Origin of the sequence: Nostoc sp. NMS4 (genome assembly GCF_017115095.1) — a bacterium.
Classification (GTDB): Bacteria; Cyanobacteriota; Cyanobacteriia; order Cyanobacteriales; family Nostocaceae; genus Nostoc.
In genome coordinates, this window is sequence record NZ_JABXKI010000023.1 from 1 (window position 1) to 6,529 (window position 6,529).

General features: G+C 43.7%; 5 protein-coding genes and 1 pseudogene. 3 read left to right on the forward strand and 3 right to left on the reverse strand.

Annotation, left to right across the window (positions count from 1 at the left end; genetic code table 11):
• Positions 1–13: 13 nt before the first annotated feature.
• Positions 14–805: a YdcF family protein gene (locus HWQ37_RS00360; RefSeq protein WP_292742565.1), complete on the forward strand. Its 792-nt coding sequence runs from the start codon at positions 14–16 to the stop codon at positions 803–805.
• 119 nt (positions 806–924) lie between these two features.
• Positions 925–1,146, forward strand: coding sequence for a hypothetical protein (locus HWQ37_RS00365; RefSeq protein WP_292742562.1), 222 nt, complete (start codon positions 925–927; stop codon positions 1,144–1,146).
• 5 nt (positions 1,147–1,151) lie between these two features.
• Here the strand turns inward: HWQ37_RS00365 and HWQ37_RS00370 are convergent, their stop codons facing one another.
• The gene (locus HWQ37_RS00370; protein WP_181985194.1) at positions 1,152–1,373 is read right to left on the reverse strand and encodes a ferredoxin-thioredoxin reductase variable chain; all 222 of its coding nucleotides are present in this window, start codon (positions 1,371–1,373) and stop codon (positions 1,152–1,154) included.
• 615 nt (positions 1,374–1,988) lie between these two features.
• Between HWQ37_RS00370 and HWQ37_RS00375 the strand changes: the two genes are divergently transcribed.
• Positions 1,989–5,657, forward strand: coding sequence for an EAL domain-containing protein (locus tag HWQ37_RS00375; RefSeq protein WP_292742563.1), 3,669 nt, complete (start codon positions 1,989–1,991; stop codon positions 5,655–5,657).
• A gap of 59 nt (positions 5,658–5,716) precedes the next feature.
• Here HWQ37_RS00375 and HWQ37_RS00380 read toward each other — a convergent pair whose 3' ends face one another.
• Both HWQ37_RS00380 and HWQ37_RS00385 read right to left on the reverse strand, forming a co-directional pair.
• Entirely contained in the window at positions 5,717–5,953 is a 237-nt protein-coding gene (locus tag HWQ37_RS00380) for a hypothetical protein (RefSeq protein WP_292742564.1), read from the reverse strand.
• Positions 5,954–5,978: 25 nt separating this feature from the next.
• Positions 5,979–6,529, reverse strand: a pseudogene (locus HWQ37_RS00385) (serine/threonine-protein phosphatase); the annotation flags it as partial.

Here is a 6,529-nt window from a genome sequence, read left to right on the forward strand (position 1 = left end):
CCCAATAAATAATATGTTTTTATATCTATCCAAATTACTGCCACTATTTTTTTATCCACTAGGATTGGCCTGTGTAAGCTTGGTGGTAGCATTAGTGACTTTGTGGAAACGACCTCGGACTGCTGCGATCGCAATTGCTTTTTCCCTAAGTTTATTGCTATTTTGTAGCAATGCTTGGATCGCTAAATCATTAGTGCGATCGCTCGAATGGCAAAATCTTCCACCTGCTCAAATACCTAATGCAGAAGCAATTGTGGTTTTGGGTGGCGCAACTAAATCAGCTTTTTTCCCAAGACCTACTGTCGATTTGAGTGAAGCTGGCGATCGCGTCATCTATGCTGCACAACTGTATCGGCAGAAAAAAGCGCCTATAATCATTCTGAGCGGGGGGCGCATTGATTGGCGTGGAAGTGGTTCGCCAGAGTCGGCAGATATGGCAACGATACTCACATCTATTGGTATTCCATTTGAGGCGATTGTTCAAGAACCTGACTCTCTCAATACTTATCAAAATGCTGTAAATGTGGGCAAAATTTTGTCATCTCGTGGCATTCGTCAGGTATTATTAGTCACTTCAGCAATGCACATACCGCGATCGCTTCAGATTTTCCAACGTCAAGGAATCAACGCTATTCCTGCACCAACTGATTTTTTAGTTAGTGAGGGTGAGTTGCAAGAACTCGGTAATACTCCCAAGGCGGCTATACTCAATTTATTACCTGATACTGAGAACTTACACCAATTTACCAGCGCTTTAAAAGAGTATATTGGTTATTTTGTCTATCGCTTACGCGGTTGGCTTTAATCAAGTTAGGAATTAGGAGAGACGCGATTAATCGCGTCTGTACAGTAGTTATGAGTTATTAATTAGAAAGTGCGGTAATTACCTGAATTCAAAACTCCCGACTCTCAACTCTTAATTTTATGTCTAAAAATTTACCTTATATAATGCCATCTCCTCAAGTCCAAGTTGAGGAAGCTTTTGCCTCTTACCAAACAACCCATCAGTTTTACCACGAAGTTCGGTCACGGTCAGAGTTTCAGCGTTATTGTGATTGGTATTATACAACAGCAGAACAAAATCGCCAAGAACTGAAAAGAATGCGCGGCGAACTGAATATTTTTCAGTGGTTTCGCCGCCGATAAGTGATTTAGATGACTTCTAACTCATTTTCACGTAAATGGGCTTTAAACTTTTTACTAAACTGGACTACAATCGGCAGATTAGCGCTTACAGGTCTGTCTCGCCATTGGGTGGCAATACCTACTACATCGCCTTCTGTACCTTTGATGTCAAAAGGCTGATTTCGATGTTCAGGATGATGATACACCACTACTGAATCTTTAACGCGGACGCGATCGCCAACTTTCATAACAACATTTACACCTAGCATTTGCTTTTCCACAAGTATCTGCTACAAAATATATGATTAAATCGCTTAGAATTTGATTTAATCAGCTATTTCTTGACGCTTCATCGGGGTGCAACGGCGCATTTAACCCTCTGCGTCCAGGCACGTCTTAGCAATCCGTGCGTATTTTTTTAAGTTTTTTTGCCGCGTTAATAAGTATCGTCCCTAGCCTTCCTCTTCACCCCAAAAGCAGGGAAATGAAAGAAAAATCAGGCGATATCAGATGTGCTTAGGACTTTGACAAGATATCTAACCCTTTTATCTTGACTCTAGGATGTTCCCCAGGTCAACTCTCTCACGAATTTTCGTGTATGGTAGATGCGCTGTTATTGCGATGTCTACGACGGGCTACGCCTACGCTCGTTTGTATGCAATCAAGTTGGATGTTGTAGTAAAGAATACATGAATTTTTTGTCACATAGTTGGCAAGGATAGCACTTTTATCGCTACCAGGTGCGCCGCTTATGCTAAAGTAACGGCGATACTGCGACGTAAAGCTACCCAATGCTGAAGGTATTTAGGTGTAATATAATTAACTACTACTTAAATAAAACAACTTGTATTTGAGACAAAGTGATGCTGGAATTTTGGAAAAGCCTTCTTGCTTATAAGCAGTTTATTCCCCACGGTCATTGTTATCTCTGGAAACCAGAATTAGTGGGGTTGCATATTGTATCCGACAGTATAATTGCGCTTGCTTATTATTCCATTCCCATTACGCTACTTTATTTTGTCCGTAAGCGCCAAGATTTGCCCTTCAACTGGATATTTCTGCTATTTGCAACATTTATTATTACTTGTGGTACTACCCACCTGATGGAGATTTGGACGCTCTGGTATCCAACTTATTGGTTGAGTGGTTGCCTTAAAGCTATTACAGCCGTAGTTTCACTGTACACAGCCGGTGAACTTATACCTTTAATACCAAAAGCACTTGCTCTCCGCAGTGCTGCACAACTGGAGGCAGCCAATCAAGAACTGGAGCGGGAAATGAGCGTACGCAAACAGGCAGAACTCGCACTACAAGAGCGGGAAGCTATGTTGCGGCGAATTGGCGATAATCTGCCCAATGGGGCAATTTATAAGGTAATCCGCGAAGTAGATGGCAGCGATCGCTTTGCTTATATCAGCGTGGGGATTGAAAAACTGACGGAAGTCAGCGCAGAAGATGCACTGAAAGATTCAAGTTTGCTCTATCGCCAGGTTATCCCAGAGGATGTACCCCTCTTTCAGGCAGCAGTTGATGAATCCCTACGGAATCTCTCGGTGTTTGATATACAACTGCGAATCCAAACGCCCAGCGCTCAACTTAAATGGTTTCATTTTCGTTCCACGCCACGCCAGTTGCAAGATGGTCGTGTGCTTTGGGATGGGTTAGTGGTGGATGTCACCAACCTCAAGTGTGCTGAAGAAACACTACGCAAGAGTGAAGCCTTATTAGAAGAATCTCAGCAAGTTGCTCGTCTCGGTAATTGGGAGTTTGAACTTGCCACTGGCAAAATTAACTGGTCAAAGCAACTGTTCGATCTCTTTAATCGAGATCCCGCACTTCTTGAGCCGAACTACCAAGAAAATCTGCAAATGTACTGCCCAGAAGACGCAGGAAAATTAGCACAAGCAATTGAGCGGGCAATGTCAACTGGCGAATCCTACAAACTCATTTTGCGCGTATCTCAAACTGACGGGTCTACTATTTATATTGAGGGGATTGGACATGCAGAATTCAACGCGGATGGAAAAGTAATTCGCCTCTATGGGACTGCCCAAGATGTTACAGAACGGCAAGGCGCAATCAAGGAACGCCAACAAGTCGAGGAAGAACTCCGACGCAGTGAAACGCTGCTAGCTACTGCTCAAAAAATTGCCCATCTGGGCAGTTGGGAATGGTACTTAGAGTCTCAAAAACAAATTTGGTCAGCCGAAACCTTCCGCATCTTTGGTCTAAATCCTACTCAATCAACACCGACACAGGCTGCATTTCTCCAGATGCTTCACCCAGAAGACCGACCAGTGTTGCAGAGGCATCTACTAGAAGCGATCGCCAAAGGAAACCCTTTCAATCTTGAATATCGCATTATCCGACCTGATGGCTCATTGCGCTACCTGGAGTCGAGAGCAGAGGTAGCTTATGATACTCAAGGTAAGACGATTAGACTGTATGGAGCTATTCTAGACATTACAGAACGCAAACAGGCAGAAATTGCTCTGAAACAAAGCGAGATTCGCTACCGTGCCATTGTCGAAGATCAGACTGAACTCATTGCCCGATATTTACCAGACGGCACACTCACCTTTGTCAACCGAGCTTATGCGCTTTATTTTGGGCGATCGCCAGAGGAACTAATTGGCACTTGCTATCAACCGATTATCTTTGAGGCAGATCGGGAGCGAGTTACTCAATTAGTAGCTTCAATTAGTGTCGAGAATCCTGTTGTCATCATTGAAAATCGCGTCGTTGTGGCAAATAGGGTGCGTTGGACTCAGTGGCATAACAGAATGCTGTTTGACGAGCAAGGATGCTTTATCGAATTTCAATCAGTGGGACGCGATATCACAGCCCTCAAGCAAATTGAAGAAACACTTTTTCAAGAAAAAGAATTAGCTCAGGTGACGTTGCAATCGATCGGAGATGCAGTTATTACCACAGATGCGTTTAGCAGGATTCAATATCTCAATCCGGTTGCAGAATCTCTGCTCGGATGTAGTCAAGCATCGGCACAAGGGTTGCCGTTAACAGAAGTCTTAAAAATTGTGCATGAAACGACACGGGAGATAGTTCAGAACCCAATTGAGCGAGCGTTACAGGAAAATCGAATTGTGGGTTTAGCAAACCATACCGTCTTAATTACTGAGAATGCTGAAGAGATTGCGATTGAAGATTCAGCCGCACCCATTCGCAATCGTGAGGAACAAGTTATTGGTGCGATTATGGTGTTTCATGACGTGACTCAGAAGCGCAAGCTTGCACTTCAGTTATCCTGGCAAGCAAGCCATGATGCCTTAACCGGATTGGTGAATCGTCAGGAGTTTGAGCGGCGGGTTGAACAAGCATTGCGCCTTGCTAAGTTAGACTACCAGGTTCATGCCTTGTGCTATTTGGATCTCGATCACTTCAAAATTGTAAATGATACCTGTGGTCATCTGGCTGGAGACGAATTACTGCGTCAAATTACTGTCTTATTGCAGGAGAAGATTCGGAAAGCTGACACACTGGCACGGTTAGGAGGCGATGAATTTGGCGTATTGCTCAATCAGTGTCCACTAGAGCAAGCTTTACGAGTTGCCAATGAGCTGCGTGAATGTGTTCAAGAGTTCCGGTTTGTTTGGCAAGAGCAAGTATTTTTAATTGGAGCAAGTATTGGCTTAATTGGTATTGACAGGCATAGCGAGAGCCTTGCAGAAATTATCAGCACGGCTGACGCAGCTTGCTATACTGCAAAAAATCGGGGGCGCAATCGCGTGTACGTTGCTGAGGCTGACGACCAAGAGCGATTGCAACGACGCGGGGAGATACAGTGGGCTAGCCGCATTTCTCAAGCCTTGGAAAGTAATTGGTTTTGTCTCTATGCTCAAAAAATTGCTGCGATCGCCCCGGCAGATCAAAACGATGACCATTATGAAGTCTTGCTGCGGCTCCGGGATGAGCAGGGAAATTTAGTGCTGCCGATGGCGTTTATTCCAGCAGCAGAACGCTACAACTTGATGCACCTGATTGATCGGTGGGTGATTCGGACTCTATTCAAGAATTGGCCAAGGGTTGTTGGCGATAAACAAAGTATCTATGCAATTAACCTCTCTGGCTCTAGCATCAACGACGATCAGTTCATTAACTTCCTGTATGAGCAGTTTTCTTTATACCCGATCTTACCCCAGCGCATCTGCTTTGAGATTACCGAAACTGTAGCGATCGCCAACCTGCTCAAAGCCAAGCAGTTCATTCAGTCACTTCAAGAGATGGGCTGTCGCTTTGCGTTAGACGATTTTGGGGTGGGGATGTCGTCGTTTGCTTATCTCAAGTCTCTGCCTGTGAATTACCTGAAAATTGACGGCAGCTTTATTCGGAACATTGTTGAGAATTCTGTGGATGATGCAATTGTGACAGCAATCACGCGCATTAGCAGTGTGATGGGTATTCAGACGATTGCTGAGTTTGTGGAAAATGACGCAATTTTAGAGCGAATTACGGCACTAGGAATTGATTACGCACAGGGATATGGCATTGGAATACCCCACCCATTAGGCTAGCTTTTACGTGGGTATAAGATGTGATGTAAAGTTATCTCTGGTGCGATCGCAACCTATATTCATGCACTAGCGATCGCCACTTTCTTCTCTATCACCTGAGTTCTTCTCAACATTGCAATATTCCTCATCAACATTGCAGTGTTTCTCATCAACATTACAACATCCTTAAGAAACATTGTAATATTTCTCCCAAACATTGCAATGTTTCTCATCAACATTACAACATCCATAAGGAACATTGCAATATTTCTCATCAACATTACAATATTCCTTATCAATGGTGCAATATTCCTCATCAACATTAGAATATTTCGATATAACCTATTTCCCAGTTGGACACACTTGCTGCACTTTTTGGGGAAGTTGGCGACACATCTGTTGGAATCCTTGAGGATTAACTTGCCACCAAGCAAATAATCCCAGACTTGTACCCCCCACAAGCAACGCCAACACTCCCCCCACCATTACCAAAGCTTTACCCCGCTTTGGTTTTGTAATTAAAGTTGGTGGAATTTCTGGGTTAAGAGGTGGTTCCTCAGAAAGATCCAAATCTAGATCCAAATCTAGCAAAGCTTGCGAACTTTCTGTAAAAGAAGTGGGTTCTTCTACTTCCTCTAATTCCTCTTCTTGTATTTCCGCTTCTATAATCTCTTCAGGCAACGCCGGAGTCACAGGTACTAAATATTCTGGGGAGACACGGCAATAAGTGAGAACAACCGATGTATTATCACGCCCATTTTTTTCGTTTGCCAAGTTAATCCAGTTGCGGACAGCATCATCAATTGTCAGTTGCCCGGTTAACACGGGTATTGCGTAATCCTGCCAAGATTGTTCTACCCAGTTATTATCACTTAAACCATCAGAACACAATA